Origin of the sequence: Pelosinus sp. IPA-1 (genome assembly GCF_030269905.1) — a bacterium.
Taxonomy (GTDB): Bacteria; Bacillota; Negativicutes; order DSM-13327; family DSM-13327; genus Pelosinus.
In genome coordinates this window covers 527,318-553,586 of the sequence record NZ_BSVC01000002.1, presented here as the reverse complement: position 1 = coordinate 553,586, position 26,269 = coordinate 527,318, and the positions used below count along the sequence as shown (strand labels likewise).

General features: G+C 37.5%; 20 protein-coding genes. 1 reads left to right on the top strand and 19 read right to left on the bottom strand.

The window, feature by feature from the left end; translation table 11 throughout:
• Window positions 1–58: 58 nt before the first annotated feature.
• From QSJ81_RS06320 to QSJ81_RS06235, 18 genes are all read right to left on the bottom strand, one after another.
• Window positions 59–1,354 carry a dicarboxylate/amino acid:cation symporter gene (locus QSJ81_RS06320; RefSeq protein WP_285716571.1) on the bottom strand — a complete coding sequence of 432 codons (1,296 nt, stop codon included), beginning with the start codon at window positions 1,352–1,354 and terminating at the stop codon, window positions 59–61.
• A gap of 267 nt (window positions 1,355–1,621) precedes the next feature.
• Window positions 1,622–3,112 (bottom strand): UxaA family hydrolase, encoded by a 1,491-nt coding sequence (locus tag QSJ81_RS06315; protein ID WP_285716570.1) that lies wholly within the window; start codon window positions 3,110–3,112, stop codon window positions 1,622–1,624.
• A gap of 31 nt (window positions 3,113–3,143) precedes the next feature.
• Window positions 3,144–4,667: a tagaturonate reductase gene (locus tag QSJ81_RS06310; RefSeq protein WP_285716569.1), complete on the bottom strand. Its 1,524-nt coding sequence runs from the start codon at window positions 4,665–4,667 to the stop codon at window positions 3,144–3,146.
• A 176-nt stretch (window positions 4,668–4,843) separates the two neighbouring features.
• Complete coding sequence (locus tag QSJ81_RS06305) at window positions 4,844–6,187, bottom strand: glycoside-pentoside-hexuronide (GPH):cation symporter (protein ID WP_285716568.1); 1,344 nt, start codon at window positions 6,185–6,187, stop codon at window positions 4,844–4,846.
• Window positions 6,188–6,574: 387 nt separating this feature from the next.
• The gene (locus tag QSJ81_RS06300; protein ID WP_285716567.1) at window positions 6,575–7,837 is read right to left on the bottom strand and encodes an ROK family transcriptional regulator; all 1,263 of its coding nucleotides are present in this window, start codon (window positions 7,835–7,837) and stop codon (window positions 6,575–6,577) included.
• 100 nt (window positions 7,838–7,937) lie between these two features.
• Window positions 7,938–9,128 (bottom strand): metallophosphoesterase, encoded by a 1,191-nt coding sequence (locus QSJ81_RS06295; RefSeq protein ID WP_285716566.1) that lies wholly within the window; start codon window positions 9,126–9,128, stop codon window positions 7,938–7,940.
• 263 nt (window positions 9,129–9,391) lie between these two features.
• Window positions 9,392–10,084, bottom strand: a complete 693-nt coding sequence (locus tag QSJ81_RS06290) for an L-ribulose-5-phosphate 4-epimerase (protein WP_285716565.1) — start codon at window positions 10,082–10,084, stop codon at window positions 9,392–9,394.
• A gap of 50 nt (window positions 10,085–10,134) precedes the next feature.
• Window positions 10,135–11,118: a galactofuranose ABC transporter, permease protein YjfF gene (gene yjfF / locus QSJ81_RS06285; RefSeq protein ID WP_285716564.1), complete on the bottom strand. Its 984-nt coding sequence runs from the start codon at window positions 11,116–11,118 to the stop codon at window positions 10,135–10,137.
• Window positions 11,093–12,169 (bottom strand): ABC transporter permease, encoded by a 1,077-nt coding sequence (locus tag QSJ81_RS06280; protein ID WP_285716563.1) that lies wholly within the window; start codon window positions 12,167–12,169, stop codon window positions 11,093–11,095. The genes yjfF and QSJ81_RS06280 overlap by 26 nt, the downstream gene beginning before the upstream one ends.
• A gap of 3 nt (window positions 12,170–12,172) precedes the next feature.
• A complete protein-coding gene (locus tag QSJ81_RS06275; protein WP_285716562.1) occupies window positions 12,173–13,684 on the bottom strand; it encodes a sugar ABC transporter ATP-binding protein in 1,512 nt (503 codons plus the stop codon).
• A gap of 150 nt (window positions 13,685–13,834) precedes the next feature.
• Window positions 13,835–14,845: an ABC transporter substrate-binding protein gene (locus QSJ81_RS06270; RefSeq protein ID WP_285716561.1), complete on the bottom strand. Its 1,011-nt coding sequence runs from the start codon at window positions 14,843–14,845 to the stop codon at window positions 13,835–13,837.
• Window positions 14,846–14,968: 123 nt separating this feature from the next.
• Window positions 14,969–16,834: a substrate-binding domain-containing protein gene (locus QSJ81_RS06265; protein ID WP_285716560.1), complete on the bottom strand. Its 1,866-nt coding sequence runs from the start codon at window positions 16,832–16,834 to the stop codon at window positions 14,969–14,971.
• Window positions 16,835–16,839: 5 nt separating this feature from the next.
• The gene (locus QSJ81_RS06260; RefSeq protein ID WP_285716559.1) at window positions 16,840–18,051 is read right to left on the bottom strand and encodes a response regulator transcription factor; all 1,212 of its coding nucleotides are present in this window, start codon (window positions 18,049–18,051) and stop codon (window positions 16,840–16,842) included.
• Between the two features lie 15 nt (window positions 18,052–18,066).
• Window positions 18,067–19,830: a sensor histidine kinase gene (locus QSJ81_RS06255; protein WP_285716558.1), complete on the bottom strand. Its 1,764-nt coding sequence runs from the start codon at window positions 19,828–19,830 to the stop codon at window positions 18,067–18,069.
• A gap of 170 nt (window positions 19,831–20,000) precedes the next feature.
• Entirely contained in the window at window positions 20,001–21,731 is a 1,731-nt protein-coding gene (locus QSJ81_RS06250) for a methyl-accepting chemotaxis protein (RefSeq protein ID WP_285716557.1), read from the bottom strand.
• A 24-nt stretch (window positions 21,732–21,755) separates the two neighbouring features.
• Complete coding sequence (locus tag QSJ81_RS06245; protein ID WP_285716556.1) at window positions 21,756–22,811, bottom strand: SpoIIE family protein phosphatase; 1,056 nt, start codon at window positions 22,809–22,811, stop codon at window positions 21,756–21,758.
• Window positions 22,812–22,827: 16 nt separating this feature from the next.
• On the bottom strand, window positions 22,828–23,133 hold the full coding sequence (locus QSJ81_RS06240; RefSeq protein WP_285716555.1) for an STAS domain-containing protein: 306 nt from the start codon (window positions 23,131–23,133) through the stop codon (window positions 22,828–22,830).
• Window positions 23,134–23,187: 54 nt separating this feature from the next.
• Window positions 23,188–23,565 (bottom strand): ATP-binding protein, encoded by a 378-nt coding sequence (locus QSJ81_RS06235; protein ID WP_285716554.1) that lies wholly within the window; start codon window positions 23,563–23,565, stop codon window positions 23,188–23,190.
• A gap of 333 nt (window positions 23,566–23,898) precedes the next feature.
• On the opposite strand from QSJ81_RS06235, the gene QSJ81_RS06230 reads away from it, so the two are divergent.
• Window positions 23,899–24,972: a M48 family metallopeptidase gene (locus tag QSJ81_RS06230; RefSeq protein WP_285716553.1), complete on the top strand. Its 1,074-nt coding sequence runs from the start codon at window positions 23,899–23,901 to the stop codon at window positions 24,970–24,972.
• Between the two features lie 142 nt (window positions 24,973–25,114).
• Here QSJ81_RS06230 and QSJ81_RS06225 read toward each other — a convergent pair whose 3' ends face one another.
• The gene (locus tag QSJ81_RS06225) at window positions 25,115–26,074 is read right to left on the bottom strand and encodes a D-2-hydroxyacid dehydrogenase (RefSeq protein ID WP_285716552.1); all 960 of its coding nucleotides are present in this window, start codon (window positions 26,072–26,074) and stop codon (window positions 25,115–25,117) included.
• Window positions 26,075–26,269: the final 195 nt, after the last annotated feature.

The following is a 26,269-nucleotide window of genomic DNA, read 5'->3' as shown; positions in this document are numbered from 1 at the left end:
CTAAGGCTTCTGCCAGCGTCCGAGGACTTGGCACAAGCCAAGTCTTTTCTTATTGCAATTAGAGAGCTTGTTTATGCAGCATGTCCACGTCTGTGCTGGCATCTGACAAATCATTTAAAGCATCATGAAACCTTTTTTCATCTAGCTCATTTTCCCATTTAGAAACAATCACTGTAGCAACGCCATTACCAATGAGATTAGTTACTGCTCTAGCTTGTGACATAAACCGATCAATACCAAAGATTAAAGCTAACCCAGCCACCGGAATCGTTGGTATGGCCGAAAGAGTAGCGGCGAGAACAATAAAGCCACTTCCTGTAACACCAGATGCTCCCTTTGATGTTAACAATAATACAGCAAGGATTGTTAGTTGCTGCATTATTGTAATATCTGTATTAGTCGCTTGGGCTACAAAAATAGCCGACATGGTAAGATAAATAGAGGTGCCATCTAAATTAAAGGAATATCCTGTTGGGATTACTAAGCCAACTACTGATTTGGAACAGCCCATCTTCTCTAACTTATTAATCATACGAGGTAGTACGCTTTCTGAAGAGGCTGTACCTAGGACGATTAAAAATTCTTCCTTTATATGAGAAATAAACTTAATAATACTAAATCCTGCCCATCTACAAATAAGACCAATAACAACGAGCACAAAGACAATACAAGTAATATAGAAACACGCTAACAATTTCCCTAAAGGTATTAAAGAAGCAATTCCATATTTACCGATCGTAAAAGCCATTGCACCAAAAGTACCAATTGGCGCCAGTTTCATGATTAGGTCTACAATACCGAATAAGCAATGTGAAACCTCTGTAATTACACCGAATAATGCTGTTTTCTTACCACCCATTGCAGATAGAGCCCCACCAAACATAACTGAAAATAAAAGGACTTGTAAAATATCACCTTTTGCAAAAGCATCTACCACGGTTGATGGGATGATATTCATAATAAAGTCAGCTGTACTATGTGCTTTTGCTGCCGTAGTATAAGCTGAAATAGCTCCAGCATCTAAGCTCTTCACATCTACATTCATGCCAACTCCTGGTTGAAACCAGTTTACAACAAACATCCCCATAATTAAGGCAAATATTGTAACAACTTCAAAATAAATAAGTGCTTTGGCACCAACTCTGCCGACTTTTTTCATATCATCCATACCAGCAATACCTGTTACTATGGTACAAAAAATAATCGGAGCAATAATCATTTTTATTAACTTTATAAATCCATCACCCAGTGGTTTCATGCTTTCGCCTAACCCAGGATAAAAGTGCCCTAAGGCTATCCCACAAACAATTGAAAAAAACACTTGAAAATGAAGCGATGTACAGAATTTTTTCATTGATTTTTCCTTCCTCCCTTAACTAAAGTAACTCATTTCACTAAGTTAAAAACTTCACTTTTAGAGTTCCTACTATAGCCATACATAAAAAGATATCATAAATCCCTGAAAAAACAATGGTTTTTAGCCGAAAATACAAAATACATTACACTCCTCCCCTTTTTTTACTACTGCCCCATGAAGTTAACCCCTAAAAAACATAGGACAACGGTTTTGAGGCATAGAAATGCCCGATAAACCGTTGTCCTACTTTACTCTTTCCTTTTTTTACAATGTGACTCCATTTTTAAATATGGCAATTTCACGAAATCCCATTTCTTCTGACTTAGTAAAACGTCCAGAAGCTACCTCAATAACGTGAAGCAACAATTGTTCTGCTACCGAGTCCATTGATTGTCCTTGTAATAAAACGCCTGCATCAAAATCCATCCAATTGGATTTCCTTTGGTAAATTTCACTATTCGTCGCGATTTTCATCGTCGGCACAGCTGTTCCTAGAGGAGTTCCCCTGCCTGTTGTAAACAAGATAATTTGGCAGCCAGAGGCTGCAAGGGCAGTTGCTGCTACCATATCGTTACCAGGTGCACTGAGCAAGGTAAGCCCTTTCTTTTTTACCACATCTGTATACCCAAGTACGTCAACAACCTTGCTGCGACCGCCTTTTTGCGTACAGCCTAAGGATTTTTCTTCTAAAGTAGTTATGCCACCTTTCTTATTACCCGGGGATGGATTTTCATAAATAGGCTGATTGTGATCTTCATAATACTGCTTAAAATCATTAATTAAGTGAACGATTTTTCCAAAAACCTCTTCATTTTCGGCACGATCCATCAGAATGGTTTCGGCACCAAACATCTCTGGTACTTCCGTCAGAATCGAAGTACCTCCATTTGCAACCAGCTTATCGGAAAATTCACCAACTAATGGATTGGCAGTAATACCAGAAAAGCCATCAGAACCACCACATTTCAGTCCTACAACAAGTTCTGAAATGGGGCAGGCTTCCCTTTTATCCATTGCAGCCTGGGCGATCAGCTCCTCAACTAATTTTATACCGCACTCTACTTCGTCTTCTACATCTTGTGCAGCTAAAAACTTCACTCGTTCATTATCATACTGCCCTAGCACTTTTTTAAATTCTTCAATATGATTGTTTTCACACCCAAGACCTAGTACTAAAACGCCAGCTGCATTCGGATGATTGACTAAATCTGCAAGAATCTTCTGGGTATTACTTTGATCTTCTCCTAATTGAGAACAGCCATATGGATGGGTAAATTCATAAACCCCATCTATATTTTCTACCGCCTTACTTACATCATTTGCACCTTTGGCAATAAGTTGTGCCGTCCGGTTGACGCAGCCAACAGTAGGAATAATCCATATTTCATTTCGCACGCCAACCCGACCATTCTTTCTACGATACCCAGCAAAAGTAGCTGGAATGGTCTTTTGGTCAGGACTTTCTACTCCTTCAGGATGATACTGGTACTCTAGAATTTCTCCTAAATTGGTTTTTACATTATGAGAATGAATCCATTCCCCTATTTTTATATCTTCTGTAGCATGCCCAATAGGAAATCCATATTTCACAATGTTTTTTCCTGCGGGAATATCTTCTAAAGCGACTTTATGCCCTTTCGGAATGGTAACCTTCGGTGATACCGTAGTAGATCCTACCGTATAACTTTGGCCCACTGTAAGCTCTTCAATCGCTACAGCAACATTATCATGGCGACTAATTTGATTTAATAACAAAATAAAAACCTCCTATTGGTTGTAGAATTGATTAGCTAATCAATTCTGCAACTGTTTTTTGCATGCCCACGTTAACAATTTTATATAAATACTCTCCTAGAGTCTCTACAAAACCTTCAATTTCAGACAAATCTTTATCCCACAATTGTGTGTTTTTCAATACTTTTGCTGCAACCTCTTGGGCAGATTGTTTACTACCATCGAAATTCGACCATGTGGCGGCAAAAAATTCTAATGCCCACATATCATCTTTCATGATAAATTCACCTTTTTCTCTAGTTGCCTTCATTCCAGTACCATCAATTTTTCCATCTTTGTACACGGCAATCAATGCAGCTAAGGAGAAAACCAATTTCTTCGGCAAAGTTCCATTTAACTTATGATATTCAATGATAGATGGTAGAACCCGAGCCTTAAATTTAGAAGAAGAGTTTAATAGAATGCTTAATAAATAATGTTTAATATAAGGGTTTTGGAATCGTTCCACTACCGCATTTGCAAATTCTTCTAACATATTTTTATCTAAATCAATAGAAGGGATAATCTCATCTTGAATAATCTGCCTTACATACTTACCCATTACCTCATGATCCATCATTTCACCAACTGCTTCTAAGCCATACAAAAATGCTGCTGGCACTGATGCAGTATGCGCTCCATTCAGTATCCTTACTTTACGGGTTCTATAAGGAGTCATATCTTCTGTCCAAATGACTTGCAAGCCAATTTTGTGGAAAGGTAATCTTTCTGCCAATTCCTTAGGTCCTTCAATAACCCATAAATGAAATAATTCCCCTGTGTTTACTAAAGAATCTGTGTACCCTAAGAAGTTGGTGATTTCTTTTATTTCTTCTCTTGGATAACCTGTTACAACACGATCCACCAAAGTATTTAAGAAATGATTACTACCAACAACCCAGCACGCAAACTCTTCTGGCAAATTCCAAAGTTTTATATATTGCAAAACTGCTTTCTTTAAATTATCGCCATTGCGGTCAATCAATTCGCAAGGAATAATAACCATCCCTTTACTGGCATCACCCTTAAAGAATTGATAACGATGATACAAATAAGATGTAAGTTTTCCTGGATAGGAAGTCGGAGGTTGATTTTCAAATTTATCCTCTTTGTCAAAGGTAATTCCCGCTTCTGTAGTATTGGAAATTACATATTCAATCAATGGATCTTCTGCGCATTTTAAATAAGCATCCCATTGTGTGTAAGGATTTAAGCAGCGGCTAATAGAGCTAATTACTGCTTTTTCTTCGACTGGCTTTCCCTCACGCAGACCGCGCAACAATAACGTATAAAGTCCATCTTGTTCATTGACCATATCAGCTAGGCCTTCTTTAATGGGTTGTGCCACCACTACGCGACCATTAAATAAGTTTTGCTGATTCAGTAAATGGATCATCCAATCAGCAAACGCCCTTAAAAAGTTACCTTCGCCAAATTGAATGACTCTCTCTGGTAAAGCATCAGGATATTTTTGAACCTCTACATCTACAGGAAATTTGAAATCACTATTGACTAATGCACGATTTAATCTTGTCATTATATACTCCCCCTACATCCCTTTTATTTTTGAGAACAAGTGTATAATACTCGTCTCTTTATCGCATATGCTACATTGTTAATTTCAAATACAATAACTTATTTAATTTAATTAAATAAGTTCTTGTATTTTTTCGCTTTATGAACAATGAAATCCTGCAAATAAACAATATTTTTTTATGCTGATTTTCCCTTTAGTTCTGCAATAATCTCGCCATGTCTTTTATCGCTTAAGGTATAAAGGAAAAATATCACTATGCCAGCACAGAATATAGTAACTGCTGGATATAAAAGTAACAGACCTTTTATTCCTCTTAGGGATTCTACAGTTTGCACCGCATTTGGCACATATCCAACAAGAGATAACCCGATGCCTGAAGCAAAACCTGAAACAGATTGGGCAATTTTTCGAGAAAAGTTGAAGAATGAGTAGGTGATACCTTCTCTTCTTTCACCTGTTTTCCATTCTCCAAAGTCGATGGAATCAGAAACAAAAGCCCAAGTAACGCCATTAGGAATGCTGATACCTACGAAGGCAATACTAGCTAATATGGTAAAGGTAACAATATCTCCCGGAATTAAAAAGTTAATTAAATCAGCAACAGCACTTATTCCAAAACCAATGAGTGCTGTATTCTTCTTACCAAATCTTTTTGTCAATTTAGGGATAAAGGTAATGCCTACGCAGGAGCAACCAATGGTAATAAAGCTAATATATGGCATCAAACTGATATCGCCAAGATTATATTGACAATAATAGATCATCATTGCCGATTTGATATTGTACGCGGAAATTGTAAAGATCGTCATTAATATCAGTGCCAATAAAGGTCTATTGGTAAATACAGACTTTGCCATCGCCTTAACTGAAAATTTTTCATTAGAAGAAATTGTTTTACCAAGAATAACTTCTTTGCAATTTTTAAAACAGAAATAGAACGCTGTAATACCAATCACAGAAGTAAGAGCAACCACTACAGGCCAGCCAATACGCGGATCAGAAAATTGTTTAATAAGAGGAACTACCATTACACTGGTTATTAATAAAGCTCCTAAAGAACCAGCCTGACGCCACGATGCTAAGGAGGCCCGATCTACGGGATCTTGTGTCATTGAAGCACCTAATGCACCATAAGGAACATTCGTGAAAGAATATCCTACGCCCCATGCCATATATGTGGCATAACCAAATATCATTTTTCCAGTAGGTGAGAAATCGGGAGATAAAAATACAAATACAGATAAAATACCAAGAATAATACTTCCTCCAAACATCATCCCACGGAACTTCCCTTTATTAGGATCAAACTTTCTGGCATCAATAAAAGCACCAGCGATTGGATCCATAAACGCGTCAAATATTTTGGTAAGTAGGAATATACTTCCTGCTACCGCTGCTGGAATACCAAAGACATCCGTATAAAATTTAAGCAAATAGATCTGTCCCATATCGAACATAAACCCATTACCAAAATCACCTAGACCATAAGAAACCTTTTCTTTTAATGTTAGTTTGCTCATTTACTATTGCCTCCTTTAATTCTTCAATTTCGAAAATAGTGCTACAAGTATTCTGCAAAGAATCAATCCTTAATATTAGTTATTTCCTTTCTATTAGAGATTATTTTATATAACAGATAAGATGTATTATTCATCTATCTGATTACCCCAACTTTAGGATTTATTAAATTTTACCAGTTACTTATTTAACTTAATTAACTATCTTTTATGATGTATTCTATGTTTTCTGAAAAAGTCCTTCTTTTCAGAAATTAATTTATAAAAAAAAATAAAATAGCTTAAATACATCAGGATTTAAACCATTTTATCTGCAACCTTAGTTAGTCGCTCTAAACCCTGTCGTCAATCTAAGCCTTAGAGCAACATCGTTGGTAGTATTAACTGCTATCATCCTTTATACTTTTGCTCTCTATCATCTACTATCTCATCAAATATCTCCGTGTTAGGTGTTTTTAATATCTTTTTAAGAGCGAGGGCGCATGCTCCTATCACGCCTGAATCTGCACCTAGTTTCGAGATAACAATAGCAGTTGCATCTTCAACTTCTGAAAAAGTATGAGATGCGATCACTTCACGAAATTCTTCTCTAAAGAATTCGGCTACCATAGCTAATTTTCCACCGATAAAAACTGCATCCGGATTATAAAGATTAATCATGTGAGAAGTTGCTAACGCTACATACCGACTAGCCTGTCGTAACACTTCTCTTGCATAAGATTCTTCTCTAAGAGCAACTTCCAGTATGTCATTGATTCCAATCTCTTTTCCGCTGCCCAAATACTTCTTTAAGGCATCTTCGCCAGTAATAAAAGGTAACTCCGTATTTACCTTTCGCAAGATAGCAGGAATACCGCATATGGTTTCAAGACAACCACGATTGCCACAATTACACAATGCTCCCTGCTCAATCATGACTGTGTGGCCGATTTGCCCAGCATAACCTTGAGACCCTTGTACAATACATTCGCCCATAATTATGCCTGCACTAATTCCTTCTCCCATGTTTATATATATCAGATTTTCACAACTGGTGCCACCACCGAACCATTTTTCCCCCAAAGCCGCTACCTTCGAATTTGTCTCAATAAATACGGGCATAGCAAATTGGTTTTCTAATATCGATTTTAAGGGAAATCCTTTCCATTCTTTACCTAAATTAACCGCTCTCTTTACTGTGCCTTCCTGCCCCTGCAGCATACCCGGAAATGCGATAGCGATCCCCAAGAATTTTTTTGATTTATGCTCTTCATGGAAAATAATTTGGTTTATGATATGAATAAGTTCTTTAACCGCAGCATTAGGATCCTTCATCGCAACCTTCATACGCTCAATCGAGGTGGGCATGTTTTTTAAGTCGGCAAGTGCAACAGTAATTTCTTGACTCGTGATTTCAATTCCAATTACATAACCTGCTTCACTATTAAATTGTAAGCTAACAGGTCTCCTCCCGCCTTGTGATTCCCCTAAACCAACTTCTTTTACAAAACCAGTATCAATTAACTCACGAATAATCCCTGTAATTGCTGGTGGTGTAAGGCCAGTTAACTCCGCTATTTGTTGACGAGAAATTAGTTCATTTTCCTTAATAATGTTCACGATAGTCATTCGATTTAACTTTTTAACATATTTACTATTTCCAGGGCTTTTCATCTTTCTTCCTATCCTCAACTTTTGCTTAAATTTTCACTCTACATGCTCAATAGCTAAATTATACCCTACAGAACATACCAAGCCAATCAATTTCTTACTCTTACTTGTTTTCAAGAGTGAAGATACTAATTTCAGGTGGACAACCTAGGCGAAAAGGGATCCACTGACCAGCTCCAGGATTAACATAACCATAAGTATCGTTTTCCTGGTAAAGCCCACGCATATAGTAATAGCTAACTGGCAACAAAGAACGACCTAAGAAATTGACTTGACCTCCATGGGTATGCCCCGACAAGGTCAGAGGAATTTTTTCTGCAAAGCCCTCAAAAAGAAAGTCTGGATGATGTGCCAATAACACTTTAAAAGCTCCATTTGGTATATTTTCGACCGCTTTTTTCATAAACTGTTGTCGTATAGCATCTTTTTTTGATACATTTTCAGGCCAAGGATAATCAACACCCAACAAATAAAAAGTTGATGCTCCTACAGTTATCGGTGTATTACTATTTTGTAGTACATGAATCTTACTTTTTCCTAGTTCCACTCGAATTCGATTTATGTCTCGAAAATATTCATGATTGCCCCAGCAAAAATAGATGCCGTAAGGTATAAGGGCGTCCATCTGATTGAGTTTTTCAACAGCCGGGACAAGTAAGCTTAAATCATCAATTAAATCCCCTGTAATTACTACCATATCTGGTTTTTCTTGAATCACCAAATGAATGACTTCATCGAATCGATCTAATGTAAAAAAGGGACCTAAATGAGTATCACTAATTTGTGCAATTTTAAACCCCTTTAGTTCCTGATCAAGTCCAGGAAAGGGCAAAGTAAAATGACGGACCACCATCTCTTTTTCTGCCGAATATACGCCTGTCCCACTTACTCCTAAGGCTAATACAGGAGCAGCATATAGTATACTTTGTATAAAGGTTCGGCGACTAGTATCCGCCACTCCCTTATTGTCTTTGCTTATTTCAGTAGTACGTACCCTATGCAGTATTTTTCTGAGAGCAAATAAAATAGGGAAAAATACTAGTAAAAGAATTTGGCCTATGACCCAAACAAAGGAAAGGTCTACCAGGGGTATGATCCATTCATAATAAAATGTACTGTCTGGACGGAGTAGCCAGCTAGCGCCAACCAACGACCAGGATACTGCTGTCATTAGCCAATATATAGTGCCACTTATATAACTCTTCCAAGTAGGAAACCACTTCACTAGTAAGCGCCAATTCCCATAGGATATTATCAATATCAGCAGCATTAATATAGGTTGTATTGTTCGCATTCATTATCCTCCAATTGCTCTTTCTATCTTATCATTATAATTTGCTAAAATGTAACCATCACTATTCATTCTCCATCTAATTCATTATTTCCTAGTTATTTTTTTCTGTATTAATAAAAGACCTTATCAACCGATCGTAGTGGTTGATAAGGTCTCTTGTGTTTTTTTTACGGAATCAGAAAGTATAACACTTTCTGGTTCCAAGCAAGAACGACTAAAGCTTCTGCCTGCGTCCGAGGATTTGGCACAAGCTAAGTCTTTTCTTATTTTTTTTGTCCATAGTAAGCGTCACTGCCATGTTTCCGCAAGAAATGTTTATCTAATAATACAGAATCAATGCTTTTGCCATCTTCTTTCAACTGTGATGTATAAAGAGCCATCTTGGCAACCTCTTCTAATACGGTAGCATGATATACCGCTTCATGAGCGTCTTTCCCCCAAGAAAAAGGCCCATGATTAGCAACCAAAACACTAGGCACATGTCTAACCTCTTTATTGATAAAGGATTCTATTATTACATTGCCTGTTTCTTCTTCATAATTTCCTTGTATTTCTTCTTCTTTCAAAGTTCGTGTACAAGGTACCTCACCATAAAAATAATCCGCATGTGTAGTTCCAAAGGCTGGGATGGATTTTGCAGCTTGTGCCCATATGGTGGCATAAGTTGAGTGAGTATGAACAACTCCACCAATTGTTAAGAAGTTACGGTACAAAACCAAATGAGTGGGTGTATCTGACGAAGGTCTAAGGTCCCCTTCTACTTGATTTCCAAATAAATCGACAACTACCATGTCTTGGGGACGCATTTTATCATAATCTACGCCGCTTGGTTTAATAACAACCAAACCTTTTTCTCTGTCAATTCCACTTGCGTTCCCCCAAGTATATAACACCAGGCCATTTTTCTGCAGTTCTAAATTGGCTTCCAAAACTGCCTTTTTCAACTCTTTTAACAATGTAATTTCTCCCTTCTTCAACAACGGTATTTTCGACATCTCAGGTTCTATTATGCAATTGCTTTAGTACGTTCTTTTCGCGCAATAATAACTCTCTGCAATACGATAAATATACACAATAGGAATGCAATCGCAATCTTAGTCCACCAAGAACTTAACGTACCTTGGAACATAATGAGAGTTTGTATAACCCCTTGAATTAAGACTCCAAAGACAGTTCCTGTCACAAAGCCAACTCCCCCCGTCAGGGGTGTTCCACCAATTACTGCCGATGCAATGGCATCCATCTCTAAACCAACAGCATGTAATCCATAACCAGAAAGCATATAGAAACTAAATACAATCCCAGCCAGGGCGGAACAAAATCCATTAAAAGCATATACTAATACTTTTGTTCTCCCAACTGGCAACCCCATTAACATAGCGGATTGGGCATTGCCACCAATGGCATATACAGTACGTCCAAACTTAGTGTAGTTAATAAGATACAATGCTGCTAAGACTAAGGCTCCAGCAATAAGAACACTAATTGAAATAAAGGTGTCAAAAGGCAAGGGAATTCGATAAGTAGCAATTTGCTGATAAAAGGGATCCGTAATCATAATGGTATCAATACTTATGACATAACATAATCCTCTAGCTAAGAACATCCCTGCAAGGGTAACAATAAAAGGCTGTATATTGAAAAAATGAATAAAACTACCTTGTGCAAGGCCAAAAAGAGAGCCCATAATCAGCATTACAGGAATCACTATAAAGGGACTCCAATGCTGCATTTCAAGTAAATAAGCTGACAACATACATACTAATGCGATGACTGAGCCGATGGATATATCAATACCGCCAATAATTAAAACAAAGGTCATTCCAATAGAGGTAATAATTAAAAAGGAATTATCAATTAACATATTTAATAGCACTTGCGCTGAAAAGAAACCAGTGTAAAGCCCTGATCCGACAGCAAATAAGACAATAAATAAGAAAATCGTAATAAATAGATTTATGTACTTATAACTTAGCTGCATTCTTTTCATCTGAAATCCCCCCTTTATGAGCCCACTTAGCAAATACAACTTTTCGGAAATTAGCGGATTGCAGCAGGCAAATCAATATTACAACAACGGACTTAACAACAAGGGTAATTTCTGGGGGCACACCAATGGCATAAATTGTCGTCGTTATACTTTGAATAACTAAGGCTCCAATTAGGCTGCCTACTAAAGAAAACCGACCACCATCTAAAGAATTTCCGCCTAGAGAAACAGCCAATATTGCATCGAGTTCAATAAAAAGTCCCGCGTTATTTCCATCGGCTGAACTTACATTTGAGCAAATGATCAGCCCTGCGATACCTGCACATAGGCCAGAAAAAGCATATACGGAAAAGATATATTTACTAACACTAATCCCAGCAAATTTACTAGCTACAGGATTAATGCCAATTGACTCAATAAACATCCCAAGTGCTGTTTTGCGCACTGCGTATAAGGTAATAGCAAAAACTACTGCGACGATAAACAGAGAAAAAGGTAATCCTAATAGATAACCGGTACCAATGTATTGAAAAGGTTTGTAATAGATAGTAATAATTTGTCCTTGGGTAATCAGCTGAGCAATTCCACGACCAGCCACAAGTAATATTAATGTCGCAACAATAGGTTGGATTCCCACTCTAGAAATTAATAATCCATTCCACATCCCAAGTAAAGTAGTTGCCAGCAGTGCCACAAGTATAGCTACCGGCATAGGCACTAAGGTTACTAACTTTTGTACGCCATCCACATACTCTAATTTACCACCAATCAAAGAGGCCGCTACTGCCCCTGATATAGCAATCACTGATCCTACAGATATATCAATTCCTTTTGTAGCAATAACTAATGTCATGCCAATGGCTAAAAGCATAAGAGGGGTAGCACGATTAAGGATATCAATCGTAACGCCATAAAGATGACCGTCTTTAATTTCAATCGAAAAAAAATCTTTCGTAAAAAGGAGATTAAACAGTAAGACTATACATAAAGCGGCTAAAGGCCAGCACAGTTGAGAGCTTTTTAGTCGATTCCACATATTTTTTATATCCATCTGCTACACCCCTGCTATCGTCTGCATAATAAATTTTTCTTCAATTTCTTCACCAGAGATCTCAGCTATCTTTACTCTATCTCGTAAAACGGCCATACGATTAGAGCATCTCACTGATTCATCTAGCTCTGATGAAATAAAGATAACTGACATTCCATCCGTTGCAAGAGACAGTATGAGTTTTTGAATTTCAACTTTAGCGCCGATATCAATGCCGCGAGTAGGTTCATCTAATATAAGCAATGTTGGTTCTGTCAGTAACCATCTAGCTAATATTACTTTCTGTTGGTTGCCTCCGCTCAAATTCTTGATTAATTGATCCGGCCCTGAGGTTTTAATATTTAATAATTTAATATAGCGATCCGCAATTTCTTCTTGCTTTTTCTTCGTAATATACTTTATCCAACCTTTCTTTGCTTGTAATGCAAGGATAATATTCTCTCTAACCGTAAGATTATCAATGATACCTTCTGTTTTTCTATTTTCCGAACAATATGCCAGACCATGTTGAATTGCATCAACTGGAGTATTGATCTTGGCTATTTTCCCATTAATTTCAATTTTACCGCAATCTGCTTTATCAATACCAAAAATAGTACGGGCAACCTCTGTCCTCCCCGATCCTAACAATCCCACTAGGCCAAGAACTTCCCCTTTATTCACATAAAGGTCGAAGGGATTAATTGAACCTTTATGACCAAGGCCATGTGCCTTTAAAAAGACTAGACTACTATCTTGACTAACATTGTCTTCTGTTTTTTTGCAAGTATTTTCCAGTTCATCAAACGCTTTGCCAATCATTTTTGCAATTAACTGAACACGAGGTAATTCCGTTGTTTTATAAGAACCTACTAATTCCCCATTACGCAATATAGTGATACGATCCGATACAGCATAAACTTGCTCAATAAAGTGAGTAATAAATATAATTCCCATGCCTTCTTCTTTCAGTTTGCGGATAAGATCAAAAAGCTGCCCTACTTCCTTCGCATCTAAGCTAGAAGTTGGTTCATCTAAGATAAGAACCTTTGCTGATATATCAAGGGCTCTGGCGATAGCGACCATCTGTTGTATGGCCACTGAATATCGTTCTAAGGGTTGCGTGACATCAATATGAAGCCCCATCTTTGCCAGTAACACTTCTGAACGACTATGAATCTCCTTCCAATGAATCCTACCAAAATGTAAGGGTTCCCGCCCAATAAAAATATTTTCCGCGACAGACAAATTCGGACAAAGATTCACTTCTTGATAGACTGTGCTAATCCCTAATTGTTGTGCATGGTGAGGAGAACTTGGCTTGATTGGGTTATCCTCCAAAAAGATATGACCACCATCTAATACTTCAACACCTGTCAACACTTTAATTAAGGTAGATTTACCTGCACCATTTTCTCCCATTAAGCAATGGATTTCTCCCGCTTTTAATTCAAAATCTACATTAGTAAGTGCTTTAACTCCCGGGAAAACCTTGCATATACCTTGCGCCTTTAATAATGATGTCATTTTATCCATAATTGCTTGTTCACCTCCATAGCAAATCAATCCTTACAGTGGTAAAAAAAATAATCCACTCCATTAGGGGCCATCTCTAGCAGACAACCCCTAAATGTTTCTATCTTACATAGAACTCTGGGTGGATGAGGAAGGTATCACATTATGATTTTAATATTTACGATTTGGTAATTCCTTAGCAGCTACTTCTGCAGGGAATACACCTTCTTTTGTCACAATGCGTTTATCAATCGTCTTGCCTGCTACAAGATCTTTAGCAGCTGCCATTAATTGATCACCAAGTAATGGACTGCACTCAATACTAGCATTCAATTTTCCAGCTATCATTGCTTCAAAAGCACCTTTTACACCATCAATTGAAACAATAATTATATCTTTACCAGGTTTCAAACCAGCTTCTTCAATGGCTTGGATTGCACCAATTGCCATATCATCATTATGAGCATAAAGAACATCAATTTTTTGTCCATCAGCCTTAGCTGATTTTAAGAAGGATTCCATAACTTCTTTGCCTTTTGCACGAGTGAAATCACCAGTTTGGGATTTAATAATTTTATAATTTGCATTTTGTTTTAAAACTTCTTCAAATCCAGTTTTACGATCAATAGCAGGTGCAGAACCTACTGTTCCCTGAAGTTCAACAATATTAACAGGTTCTTTATCTTTTTTCATGAAATCAACTAGCCATTTACCAGCTCTACGACCTTCTTCCACAAAGTCAGAACCCATAAAGGTAACATAATAGTCTTCTGCTTTACCATTACTCATCTTAATGGAGCGATCTGTCAGGATAACAGGTATTTTAGCTGTTTTCGCTTCTTGTAATACTGCATCCCAGCCTGTTTCAACAACAGGTGAGAAAGCGATTACATCGACTTTTTGTTGTATAAATGAACGTATTGCTTTTATTTGATTTTCTTGTTTTTGTTGTGCATCGGAAAATTTAAGGTCAATCCCAGCTGCTTGTGCTGAGGCTTTTATCGATTCAGTATTTGCCGTACGCCACTCACTTTCCGCACCAATTTGAGAGAAACCTAGGACAATTTTTTTGTCTGCAGGCTTAGCAGCTGTTTCCTGCTTGGCACTACCTCCACAACCTGCAAATGTTAACATCATAATACCTACACTCAAAGCGACTGTGATCTTTTTCCACTTTGACATTACCCTTACCCCTCCCCATTTCTTTTAGAATAGTTCTACTATCTCTATTATAGGACGAGGGATTGTCAGTGTATTTAGAATAATCAGTAATTTTTTATATTTTTCCGTACTGTTTACCAAAATTTAATATTTGCGATTTACATGATCCTTCCTTGCAGTTTCAGATGGGAATACACCTTCCGAAGTGATAATTCTCATAGGTAATTGCCTCCCTGTCATCAAAGTTTTAACAGCTTGCATCAGCTGCGGACCGAGCAGGGGGGTACATTCCACAGTACAGTTAAGCTTACCAGCAAGCATAGCTTTAAAAGCAGCTTCAGTTGCATCCACAGAAACAATTAAAATATCCTTTCCTGGACGTAAACCATATTCTTCAATGGCTTTAATCGCCCCTAAAGCCATATCATCATTATGGGCATATACCACATCAATCTTATTTCCATAAAGAGCTAAGGCTGATTTCATAATTTCTTGTCCGCCAGCCTCCGTAAAATCTCCAGATGCGGAGTAAATAACTGTATTTTCAGGATAATTGTTAATAATTTCAGCAAACCCCTTTTTTCGATCTAGTGCCGGCGCTGAATCAAAGGTTCCTTCAATTTCAACAATGTTCTGCTGCTGGGTATCTTTCTTTTGCCCAACAAGCCACCTTGCGGCTCTGCGCCCTTCTTCCACAAAGTCACTACCAATAAAGCTGGCATACAAGGAGGCATCATCTGATTTAATGGCCCTGTCCGATAAAACAACAGGAATTCCTGCTGCTTTGGCCTCTTCTAGCACCTCAGTCCACCCTGATTCAATGACAGGGGAAAAGGCAATCACATCAACGCCTTGCGCAATAAAGGAACGGATATCTCTAATCTGGGTCTCCTGCCGTTGATCCCCCTCTAAAAATATAAGCTCAATATCTGCTTCGTGGGCTGCCGTCTTAATCGATTGCGAATTAGCTCTTCGCCAATCACTCTCTGCACCAAGTTGAGAAAATCCTAATACAATTCTCCGCTTGCTAGTAGGATTATTTTTTTTAGTTTCATTCGTAGACTTTACAAATTCTAAAACATTATCTAGAGTAATTTTATTACTCCGTGGAATAATCTTCTTAGGTAAACCTTTTTCATGGTTTAAAATGTCGAGAGCGTACTGAATGGCTTCTCGTCCCCCTGTCAAACAGGTAAATGTGCCTTGTAAAACGCCATTTTCTACTAGCTGCAATCCCCCATTAGGGCCAGAAAAGCCATCAATACCAACAAATTTTATACCAGTAATCCCTTTCTTTTTCGCTGCCTTATATGCTCCTAGTGCCATATAATCACTATGGGCAAAAACTACATCGATTTTGGGATACTGATTTAATAGTTCAGTCATTTTGTCTTCTGCCTTATCTCGCTGCCAATCGGCAACAATTGTATCTATGATACTAATATTTGCATATTTTCCAATTACTTCGCGAAAACCAGCACTTCTTTCTTGCAAAGAAGGTACCCCAGATGGGCCTTGAATCTCTACCACATTTCCGCCTGTTTTGCTAAGAAGTTCGCCAATATATTTACCCGCTTCTCTACCAATGGATTTATTATCTGGTCCAATATACAAGGTGTAATCATAACCTTCTACCGCCCGGTCTAAGACAATAACGGGAATTTTTTTATAAGCCTGGGCAACTACTGGCGTCAACGCAACAGAATCATTTGGCGATATAATTAACAAGTCGATACCCTGTTGTAATAATTCACCTACGTCACGAACTTGTTTTTCACTATTTTGAACAGCATCCGTAAATACAATGCGAACATCGCTATGCTTTGCTGCTTCTTCTCTTATCTCCTCATTCATAATAATTCTCCAAGGCTCGACCAAATTTGCCTGGGATACGCCAATAACAAATTTTACTTGATCCTTAGAGACCTGCCTTTCTTGTTTTTGGCATCCCCCAAGCATTGCTATAGCTAAAATAAGTAAGCTGATTAACAAATACTTGCCTCTAACCATTTGTATCACCTCCAGTTACCCCTTTTACGATATTCAGCAGGAGATGAACCCATGACTCTTTTAAAGGCGGTACTAAAATAATGCTGATTACTGTATCCCACCTTTTCCGCTACCTCATAAAGCTTTACAGCTGGGTCAGTCATAAACTGAATTGCTTTTTGTACTCTTACATGGGTTAAATATTCAACAAAAGAAACACCAATTTCATTCTTTAACAATCGGCTTAAATAGGTAGGACTGATTTGAATCGTATCTGCTAACTCCTGCAATGATAACTCTTCTTTATAAAAATAAGTTTCAATGTGTTTTTGTGCTAGAAGCACGACAGGCGTATAGCTAACTTTACGATTTAACTCCAATATTAATTCATGATACGTCGAAGGGATTGAGGACAAGTCCTCTGTTAATGGATGTTGAACAATAATTACCACTTGTTTTAAATGTTCCTCAATCGCTTGTTGCAAGGAAGTGCTAAGCTCGTACCATTCTCTTATACTATGGATATTTGTTATTGCAACTAAGTTATCTGCTTTGTCGTGAAAAACAATGTAGGGCTGCCATTGTTCTAGCAGCTCGCTATAAATATTTTGTATAGCAAATAACAATAGGTGATGATCCCACTCTCTTAATAGCTGCCCTCTGCTAAATTGCCCTGCTACTTTTAAGATTACCATCCCAGATATCTCAGGTATATCTAGCTCTAAAAAACGTAGCTGAGTCTTAATATATTCCTCACTTAGCTGCCCAGTAACCCAGTCATTACAAAATGCTTCTTGTAATAGGGGTAATTTTTTCCTTGTTTCTTGACTCGACCAAGTGAGATGATTATTTTGTAAACGAGAATCGAGAAGTTTTTGTTGGGCTTTTTCTAAAACAGCCTCTAACTGTTCTTTGAGAACCGGTTTTAGCAGGTAGTCAAATACTTGTAATTTTATCGCTTGTTGGGCGTAAGTAAATTCATCGTATCCTGTAATGACAATTACTATACAATCTTTTAAAACGTGATTTAATTGTTCAATAAATTGCAATCCATTCAAAAATGGCATACAAATATCCACTAATAGAATATCAGGATGGATCTCTTTTGCTAACTGCAAGGCCATTTCTCCATCCTCGGCCTCACCTACAACTTCCATATCTAATAACCCATTTTCGACTAGACTTCTCAGCCCACGACGAATTTTAGGTTCATCATCAGCAATTAATACCTTTAGCATTGAATCACCCCTAATTTAAATTAATGGATGCCAGACTTCTACTTTTGTACCTTCTTCATAAACGCTAGTATAAATTAATCCGTATTCTTTACCAAAAGACAAACGAATTCGTTCATTAACATTAAAAATACCAAACCCTGCAGCGGCTGGTTCAACATGGTTACTGTCAAGTAATTCTCGTATCTCTTTCAGTTTTTCTTTTGTTATGCCAATGCCATTATCTACTACACTAAAATATAATTTCCCCTCTTTTACACTACCAGTAATAATGATTTTACCGCCTCCTCTTCTCGCGTTAATACCATGGTAAATTGCATTCTCGACGAGGGGCTGCAGGATTAACTTCAAAACTCTATAATGTATTATTTCCTCATCATACTGTATCTCGTAGGTCAATTTATCTTCGTAACGAGCTTTTTGAATCGCCAAGTAACTGCCTACATGCTCCAATTCCTCATGGACTTGAATCATTTCTTTCCCTTTACTAAGACCAATACGAAACAGATTTGCTAGTGCACCTAGAATCTTAACTACATCTTGCGCCCCATGTTCTTGGGCCATCCACTGGATTGTATATAAGGTATTGTACAAAAAGTGAGGCTTAATTTGTGCTTGTAAGGTTTTTAATTCTGCCTCGCGTTTTCGTCGTTGTTCTACATACACCATATCTATTAAATTACTGATTTCTTTTATCATATTGTTAAAACTATTACCAAGCTGACCAATTTCATCATTGTAACGGCTATTAAAACGTACGCTTAAATCTCCTTCCTCCGCTCTTTTCATTAACATACGTAACTTACTTAGGGGTTTTGCGATGGATGCGGTAAAAAAGAAAGCGGCGATAACTGCCAGCACTAACGTAATGATTCCAATCATAATCGAATAGTGACGAAGGTTTGTCACTTCTTGTAATGTTTCATTTAAAGAAAAGACACCAATCGTTTTCCAGTTTGTATAGGTTGAATCTTTATAAATAATCTGAAACTCACTACCTTGAATGGTTTTGACAATACTATTGTTGTAATCAGTGAGCCATTCATTTTTGACTCGATACACGATGGGATTGATAGGGGCATATACAATTCCGCCATTTGCATCCATAATATAAAGGAATCCATTTTTCCCTAGAGTAATGGCTTCAATCACTTGTTTGATTTTTTCTAATTTGAGATCAATTAGAATGACACCTAGTCGTCTACCTGTAAGAGGATCCATAACGGCCTTAGCAATAGAAACAACTTCATCACCACTATAATTTAAGGTTGCTTTGATATTACGACCAATGGGCTTACTGAACAGGTGTATTACCTTTGGTGATGCAAAGGCTCGTTTATACCATGACTCCTCCGTAAGAGGGTCACGAGAAATCCGATCCATTCCGTTGCTAATATAAAAATTGTTATCATTGACTACTAATATTCCTGCAACCTCTTGATGTACATCTGAATAAGTTTTGAGTACTCGCCTGGATTCTTGAATTATATCTTCACTATCGTTTTCATCATTTTGATGTTTCATAAAGGCAATAATCTGAGGATCATCGGATAGATAGTAAATTATATTTTCCATATCGTGAATGTAAAATTCTACGTTACGAGTTACCTGCTCGATCATTTGACCCGTGTGAACCGTGGCCTGATCTTCTATTGACTTACTATAAATTACATTTCCTAGTACTCCCAAGGTAACAGTGGGCAGTAAAATTAAGGTAAAGAAATATAGCAGTAGTTTAAAACGAAGGTTTTCTCCCTTTAAGAAGGTACGGAAAGCTCCCAATATTGCACCATCCTAGGATTATTTTTCTGAATTATCTTACTTTCATTATACACAATATAACATAATAAATGGTAAATATTTCATTGGAGCAAAAAAATAATCTGTAGAACAATTGGGTTCTACAGATACTTTTTACTTGTTTTTTATGGTCCTATAAAATGCTTCTAAATTTACACCTTAAACTTTTCTACCGAGCCTTTTAATTGATGGGCCATAGCACTTGTTTCTTCCGCACTCGCAGCTACTGTCTGCATTGCAGCAGATTGCTGCTGAGAAGAAGCGGCGATTTCCTCACCGTGAGCTGCAACACTTTCAATCATTGTTGCAAGAGCATCGATTAATTTTATAATTTGTTCAGAACTTGCAACTTCTGAAGAAGTTACTTTACCAATTTCCTGTGTTTCCATTACTGTTTTCTTTACCTCTAGCAGAATGCTATCCAAAGCTTTCCCGGCTGCATTAACAGTAGAAACTCCAGATTCAACCTCTACCACATTTTGGGCCATTGCGGCGACAGCTAAATTTGTTTTTTCGGTAACCACATTCACTAGGGAAGTAATCTCTTGTGCCCCTTGGTCTGACTGCTCTGCTAATTTTCGAACTTCTTCTGCTACAACAGCAAACCCTCGACCATGTTCCCCAGCCCGAGCTGCTTCAATAGCAGCATTAAGAGCTAAAAGATTGGTTTGTTTTGCTAAGTTGGTGATCGTATTCGTTATCTGAGAGATCTGCTGAGAGTAGGTGTTAAGTTCGCCAATAATTTGACTTGAATGCTGGGTCTGCTCTTTAATATTATCCATTCGCGTAACAGAATCTGTTACTCTATGTCGCCCATCTTCCGCGGCGATCAATGTAGTTTCCGAATTTTCCACTGTATTATCAGCCTTAGATTTTGCAATTTGTATTAGACTAGATAACTCAACCAGCGCTTGTGAGGCCTCTAACATGGAGCGATTTCCTAAATCCGCTTCTTGCGCAAGTTGTTGCATATTAGCAGATACTTCTTCACTAGAAGAGGTTACCTCCTCTGTTGAGGCCGCCATTTCTTGTGAAGCAGCAGCCAATTGTTCGGACGCCGAACGAATATTACTAATCATCTCTACAAAATGTTTATGCATCTCTTGTAAAGACCCTGCTAGTTGTCCTATTTCATCTGAACTTGTTACCTCAATATCACCACGTAAATCGCCCTGTGCATATTGATGTGCAATGGCAGTCAGTTTGGTTATCGGCCTACGAATCATATTCGTTAATGTAATCGCAATAATAATACCTAACACTAAGACAAGCACACTAATAACCGTTGAGGTGGTCATTACACTCTTACCATTTGCAATACTTTGCGCAACAAGACCTTTTGATAACTCAACATTAATCGCGGCAAAACCGTCTAAGGCTTTTTCAATGGCTCCCGCTTGCGGTGCTACACGTTTTGCGAATTCTACTAATTTCACTTTATATTCTTGCGCCGCAGAATAATTTCCTGCAGCTAACAATGTGTTGTATTGTTTTGCATTAGGCACAAACTCAGATAAAACTGCATTTTTATATTTAGTGGTTTCATCAATAACATTTTGTACCTCTGCCTTTTTGTCCGGTCTAGCAAGAGCCAATAAATCCTTTTCTAATTTTATAACTTTTTCAAAGTCACTATCAACTTTACCTAGGTAAACATCATCACCATAAGCAACATAGGCACGAAGGCCTGATACAGTTACTTTATATTGATAGGCAATATCGCCGGCAAGGTTCATGCGAACATTTGCTTGCTCAATTTTCTCTAGATCATCTTTTGCATTCCCTAGTGAAATTAAGGAGTTGATAGCCATAATCAAAATTAAGGCTATCACCACACCAAAGCTAGCTGCAATTTTAGTACCTATTTTTAGTTGTAATTTCACTTATTTCATCACCTTTATTATTATTTAATGGAGCATAATTCCCAAACCTGTGGCATCATCACGACACTCTCCACTAGTAGCAATTTTTTCACACATCTCAAGTAAACTCTCAAAATTGAGTTCCTGTTCTAGTGGTTGTTTAAACCTCTCAAATAGGCCATCTGTTAAAAACAGAAAACCTTCACCTGGCTGAAAGGAATACGTATCTTGATCAAAAGTTTCTCCTTCTTTAATTCCGAGGAAAATTCCAGGAACCTTTCTTATTTGCGGCTTTTGATCTTTAACTATTACAAAATAATTAATTCCCCCTGCAGAATAGGTCAGTGTATTACTAGTAAAATCAAATTCAAATAAAAATACGCCAGCAAATTCTCCCCCCGTAAAAAAAGGCATAACTTCTTTATTCATCCAGGCTAGCTTATCCTTTACGGATTTCTTTTTATCGACTACTCGTAAGAAAAGATACTTTAAAAGATTGGTTTGAAATGCTGCTGCGAGTCCGTGTCCCATAACATCAATTACAATACCATGCAATTTCTGTGATTCTTCCTGAAAGGCGTAATCATATAAATCTCCACTAATGTATTTAGCGGGCTGGTAGATAGAAAAAGTACGAAATAAATGATTGTCTGTATCCCGTGGCAATAATCTGCGTTGCACTTTACCTGCCAATTGAATTTCTTCGCGCATTTTTCCATTAGAGGTTAGATTTCGTACCACAGCGGCTAAAACAAATTTCCCATGTAAGCTCATATAATGTGAACTTACTTCTACTTTAAAAATATCTCTGTCTTTCCTAATATGATTCGCGGTAAAAACGTAGCCATTTTTATATTTCTTAGCTAAATCCAGGTTTTCTTGTATCACCCTAGCCGAATTGTGGCTAATATCATTAACGAATTTTGTAAGGCACTCTTCCTCTGTATATTGATACATATCTAATGCCTTACGGTTCATGAAAAGAATTTTGCCATTTTCAGCATCGATTAGTACAAAAGGATCATTAATCATATTTAACAGGTCAATGCGTTGGCAATAACCACAGCTTTCACCAAAAATATTTGATTCCAAGAAATTCACGTATCCATCCCCTCATCTATGGTTGCATGGTAAAGACCTTATTTAGTCTTGTTAGTTCAAAAAGTTCTTTTACGATACCTTTGGCACCTACAAGAATTACACCACCACTTTTTTGTAATGCTTTTTTCTGTATCGCCACAAGGACACCTAAGCCCGAGCTATCAATATACTCCACCTCATGAAGATTAATAGTAAATTGTTTGTATCCTGACTCCATAAAGGCAAGCAACTTTTCTCTCAAAATTGCAGCATCTTCTACATACAAACTACCTACTAATTTAACCGTAACTTCTTCCCTGTTGGTATTCGTGTTAATTTCCATACTATTATCCCCTTTCGACATCGCGTTTTTAAACGTATATATTTTTTAAAAAATCTATACTGTATTAATTTTTTTAACAAATGTGACTTCATTTCCTAGATCATTTAAACAATAAGAATCCACATAATGTTTTATTAAATCGATACCCCTGCCATCTTCCTGCCACAGCTGAGTTGTTTTGGGCTTCTTTGAAACTAGAAAACCCTCGCCTTCGTCGCGAATCGTAATTTTCACTTCATTAGGTAACTTCACCATAGAAAGATGTACTTTTTTTGTAATATCTTGTTTATTACCATGAAAAATCGCATTATTAACACCTTCATTAATTGCAATAAATAGGCGAAGAGCATCCTCTCCACAGTATCGATCCAGCTCTTTTCTGATCGAATCCCTCAAAGTCGCAAACTCTGCAAGTGAGGAAAAAGAGTACATTACTTTAACCTCCTCTAGTAAGATTATTATTTTATTTGTTAAGTATGGAACCTATTACATTTCATATCGGCACGTCTTACAGCATAAGAGTTAAACATGATTAATCAGACACACACCGCATCAGTTACACTCTACTAAATTTCGCCATTAAATTACCTTTTCCTCCATTCATTAGCAAATACTTACAAACCAGAATTTCTAACCGATTTCATTACTTAGCAGATCCATAAGATTACAGCAATTAATTATAGTTATATACCACATTTCACCTTGCCATGCAAAAATTCCCTTGGTAAAATGATAAGTGAAACTATCTACAGGAGACGAATCATTATGAAAAAAAGCATCTTCAAGAAAATAACTTCTAGTTGTCTCGTTGCTTTTATACTTATACTATCTAATTTCGCAAATTTGGGTAAGGTAGAAGCAGCTAGTACTATGCAGACTTTACTATACGGTGGTTTGGCCTTTGCCTATATTAATGGACAGTTAAACAATCTAAATGATAATCACCAGAAGGATTTATTACAGCAAACTCAGCGCCAAACTGGCGTTTATGAAAATGAGGCAGTGACGCTCAAGGTGGATAGTATCGCCAACAGACTTATGTCAAATGGAATTGTAAAAGAGCACTATGCCGTATATGTTACGCCTGATAAATCTTTTAATGCCTTTTGTACCTTAGGACATATCGTTGCAGTAAATCGAGGAGCTGTAGAATTATTAAATGAAGATGAATTGGCTGCTGTTTTGGGCCACGAAATGTCTCATGGCGAGCACAAAGACCCGGTTGAAGGAACTAAAAAAGCAGTGGGAATTGGTGTCTTGGTCGACTTATATATACAAAACAATCCGAATACAACCAGCACCGTGCTGAGTAGTGCGGCAGGCAACTATGTAAATAATGAAGTCATTACCATGCAACAGGAATGGAGTGCGGATAATACAGGATTTGCGAATGCAGTGGCTGCAGGTTATAACCCAGGAGGAGGCGCTGCCTCCATGGTTGTACTCCGTGCCAAACTGGGCGAGCTCTGGCATGAAGGATTAAGTAAAGTGATTAATCCCAATAATCATCCAAAAACCAGTGACCGAATTAATAATTTTGCCAAACACATGACAGACTTTAGTGGCGGAGTCGTTACGGTAAAAAAAGATAAAACAGTACAACTTAAAGGCCAAGATATTGTCACTCCAACAAAAGCCTTTGGTCTGATGGCTGAAGAAAGAGCGTATTTAATTGCTGGAAATCTTGCTAGAGTATACCATAACAATGCTCTTAGCACTGCCTATGTAGACAGCGACGGTGCAGTTTATATTGGTGATCAAAGGATTATGACCCCTGCGGATAATGATGAAAGCGGCCAAGATATTGCAGACAGAATTAATCGAATTACGAGTCAGTAGAATCACTTACATAGTAAAATAAAAATAGAACACAAAGTGGGCATTAGAATCCCTTCTTTGTGTTCTATTTTTCATATTGGAAATTCTTTTCACTGCTTCAGTATTAGTACCTTTTTAACTCGTTACTTTGAAACACTTGGCGTTACTTATTTACAATATTAACAGGTTTATTTTCTAAGAATTTTGCTAGATTATCAACTGCAATATCCATCAGTCTTGACCTAGATTCTTTAGGTGCCCAAGCAATATGTGGTGTAATAATGCAATTTTTCGCAGTAAGTAGTGGATTATCTGCTTTAATCGGCTCTGTTGACACAACATCTAGAGCCGCTGCATATACTTTACCGCTATTAAGAGCTTCTGCCAAATCTTCTTCCACAACAAGAGGACCACGAGACGTATTAATAAGGATGACGCCATCTTTCATTTTTGCAATATTCGTTTTGTTAATAATTCCTTTTGTACTGTCAAATAAAGGACAATGTAGTGATATAACATCCGAGTTAGCCAAGAGTTCATCAAGGCTTACATATTGCAGTGTATCACTTTTCAAAGCGTCAATTTCATAGGAATCAAAGGCTAATACCTTCATGCCTAGTACTTGGGCAATTTTAGCTGTAGCTTGCCCGATTCTACCAAAACCGATAATACCTAACGTTTTACCCGCAAGCTCGATGAGAGGATAATTCCAATAGCACCAATCTGGGCAATTGGTCCAATCACCATTCATAACACTTTTGCTGTGTTCCCCAATATGATGACATACTTCAAGGAGCAGTGCTATGGTAATTTGAGATACGGCTGTTGTTCCATAGGTTGGAATATTGGCTACAGGAATACCTTTTTCCTTGGCAGTATCTATATCAACAACATTATAGCCCGTTGCTAATACACCAATAAACTTTATGCCTGAACAAGCAGCAAATATTTCTTTATTAATCACCGTTTTATTGGTGAAAACGATTTCTGCATCCCCAATTCTTTCAATCGTTTTCTCAGCAGGAGTTCTATCATAAACAACTACATCACCTAATGCTTTCAATTTATCCCAACTTAAGTCACCAGGATTTAAGGTATAACCGTCTAATACAATTATTTTCATACTAACACTCCATTCATTTTTTTATAGTTTAGCCCAGGCTTGAATTAAAACTCCCTTGGCTTTTTAGATTGGCTGACGAAACTACATCTATATTAACACAATTAGGAGGTCTTTTTTTCATTTCGCAACGCTAAAGCTCTTCCCTTCTCACCAGCATAGCTTGTGGTTCTTACAAAACAATAATAGCCATATCCA

What these genes read in the sequence shown, in the direction of transcription:
- QSJ81_RS06320 (WP_285716571.1), bottom strand. Translation starts at nt 1,354, where the DNA reads ATGAAAAAATTCTGTACATCGCTTCATTTTCAAGTGTTTTTTTCAATT.
- QSJ81_RS06310 (WP_285716569.1), bottom strand. Translation starts at nt 4,667, where the DNA reads ATGACAAGATTAAATCGTGCATTAGTCAATAGTGATTTCAAATTTCCT.
- QSJ81_RS06305 (WP_285716568.1), bottom strand. Translation starts at nt 6,187, where the DNA reads ATGAGCAAACTAACATTAAAAGAAAAGGTTTCTTATGGTCTAGGTGAT.
- QSJ81_RS06300 (WP_285716567.1), bottom strand. Translation starts at nt 7,837, where the DNA reads ATGAAAAGCCCTGGAAATAGTAAATATGTTAAAAAGTTAAATCGAATG.
- QSJ81_RS06295 (WP_285716566.1), bottom strand. Translation starts at nt 9,128, where the DNA reads ATGCGAACAATACAACCTATATTAATGCTGCTGATATTGATAATATCC.
- yjfF (WP_285716564.1), bottom strand. Translation starts at nt 11,118, where the DNA reads ATGAAAAGAATGCAGCTAAGTTATAAGTACATAAATCTATTTATTACG.
- QSJ81_RS06280 (WP_285716563.1), bottom strand. Translation starts at nt 12,169, where the DNA reads ATGGATATAAAAAATATGTGGAATCGACTAAAAAGCTCTCAACTGTGC.
- QSJ81_RS06275 (WP_285716562.1), bottom strand. Translation starts at nt 13,684, where the DNA reads ATGGATAAAATGACATCATTATTAAAGGCGCAAGGTATATGCAAGGTT.
- QSJ81_RS06270 (WP_285716561.1), bottom strand. Translation starts at nt 14,845, where the DNA reads ATGTCAAAGTGGAAAAAGATCACAGTCGCTTTGAGTGTAGGTATTATG.
- QSJ81_RS06265 (WP_285716560.1), bottom strand. Translation starts at nt 16,834, where the DNA reads ATGGTTAGAGGCAAGTATTTGTTAATCAGCTTACTTATTTTAGCTATA.
- QSJ81_RS06260 (WP_285716559.1), bottom strand. Translation starts at nt 18,051, where the DNA reads ATGCTAAAGGTATTAATTGCTGATGATGAACCTAAAATTCGTCGTGGG.
- QSJ81_RS06240 (WP_285716555.1), bottom strand. Translation starts at nt 23,133, where the DNA reads ATGGAAATTAACACGAATACCAACAGGGAAGAAGTTACGGTTAAATTA.
- QSJ81_RS06235 (WP_285716554.1), bottom strand. Translation starts at nt 23,565, where the DNA reads ATGTACTCTTTTTCCTCACTTGCAGAGTTTGCGACTTTGAGGGATTCG.
- QSJ81_RS06230 (WP_285716553.1), top strand. Translation starts at nt 23,899, where the DNA reads ATGAAAAAAAGCATCTTCAAGAAAATAACTTCTAGTTGTCTCGTTGCT.
- QSJ81_RS06225 (WP_285716552.1), bottom strand. Translation starts at nt 26,074, where the DNA reads ATGAAAATAATTGTATTAGACGGTTATACCTTAAATCCTGGTGACTTA.